Below are 1,462 nucleotides of genomic sequence, written 5' to 3'. Positions count from 1 at the left end.
TTGGCGGGCATCGAATTGACCCACATGATACGCAAAGGACACTATCAGCATCCGGAACGTGAAGGACTGTCACCTGCGGAACAATTTTATCTGTTGGCTGCCTAAATAATCGGCAACACCAACTTTGTCTGGCCTGTGCCCGTTAATGCGACAGAGCAACGGTAACGCTGGCAATGAGAGAACCTCAAAAGCCCGCTTTATACATCAGATTCAACCAATTGGAGGCGTCACAATTGAAAATTATTAGGGAACTCACCTACTGTATACTTTCCACGTGAAACATTAACAATGTTTGCAATCCTTATCTCTGGTCTAAAGAAAGAGTTTATGATGGCGTTGAGTTGCCGAGGATCCCTTGCTGTAATGATTAATTTTCTATCCACCTCAGGAAGAAGCCTGCTTGTACTGATTATGTTATATGCCAACCCGTAAATTGAAGACTCTCTCCCATGAAACATGACACCAAAAACATCAAGTCTGTGTCTATTCTTTTCTAGTGCTAGCTTTCCATCTGTACTGATTCCTTCGATATGTATAGTTACCCACTCTCTAAGTAATTGATCCAACAGAACCATGGATGCATATTTAAATGGTTCGTGATGAAATTTTATTTTGTAATAGGATTGTCCAAATCGACTACATGACTTCCAGAGTGGCTCTCCAATTTCTAAAGAAAAGAAAACATAGTCCTCATTCTTTAGTCGATCTATATCTACTTCAGAGTTGCTAACGTGATTTACATTATCTTTCAAAAGGCGAGTTCGTGACTTTAGTTGTATATGCCCATCATTATTTTCAAATTTTTTGTTGGTGGCATGGACAAGATAAAAGTCTTGTTTTATGAAAAAATCCAAAAATGACTGTTCATCTATGGCAAGTGGGTTTATTACCTTAAAACTATCCGTCAAATTGTGTCTTGATATCATCTGAAAATCCAGTTGCTGAAAGTCCTTTATTTTTTCAGCAAGGTTCTGATTCAGATTGATAAACTTACTCTCAGTGTCATCCCAAACCGGTCTAGTGTATTCATTAATGCGTTCCACGGCTTGTTGAAAATCAGTACCGGTACGCATGGTGTCAAATGCTGATTTTGCTGATTGTAAACGTTTTTTTTCCAGCATGTTCCTGAAAAAGCGAGTTATGATTTTACTGGCGGCATCGTTCTGATTTTGTTTCATTAATTAAAAGTGATTTTTTGTTTATTAATTACGTATGTATATTGAAATTTTATCACAAAAAAAACAATCAAGCAAGCTTGATTGTTTTTTTGTGAGCTCCTATCGACTCTGTCGCATTAACGGGCACAGGCCAGCCAAAGGGCTCTGTCGCGTTAAGGCGGCGTCAGGTAATATGCTGTTTTTTTGTAATGTTGCCTATTAATGTCTCTGATCAGAAATGCCTTTAAACGCTTGCATTATCCCATCGATATCATCGCGCAATGTGTTCGTTGGTATCTGGCTTA

The 1,462-nt window shown here is 38.6% G+C and carries 1 protein-coding gene and 2 pseudogenes; 2 read left to right on the top strand and 1 reads right to left on the bottom strand.

The annotated features are described in order from the left end of the window. Positions 1–105: pseudogene (locus tag ACMV5I_RS29420) on the top strand (IS6 family transposase); the annotation flags it as partial. A 122-nt stretch (positions 106–227) separates the two neighbouring features. Here ACMV5I_RS29420 and ACMV5I_RS29415 read toward each other — a convergent pair. Further along, positions 228–1,178 carry a hypothetical protein gene (locus ACMV5I_RS29415; protein ID WP_414825964.1) on the bottom strand — a complete coding sequence of 317 codons (951 nt, stop codon included), beginning with the start codon at positions 1,176–1,178 and terminating at the stop codon, positions 228–230. Between the two features lie 201 nt (positions 1,179–1,379). Here ACMV5I_RS29415 and ACMV5I_RS29410 point away from each other — a divergent pair. Further along, positions 1,380–1,462: pseudogene (locus tag ACMV5I_RS29410) on the top strand (IS6 family transposase); the annotation flags it as partial.

This window comes from Serratia sp. T13T92 (assembly GCF_047530105.1).
Lineage (GTDB): Bacteria > Pseudomonadota > Gammaproteobacteria > Enterobacterales > Enterobacteriaceae > Chania > Chania fonticola.
Note: the sequence above shows the minus strand (reverse complement) of the source record. Positions and strands in the feature narration are given on the sequence as shown.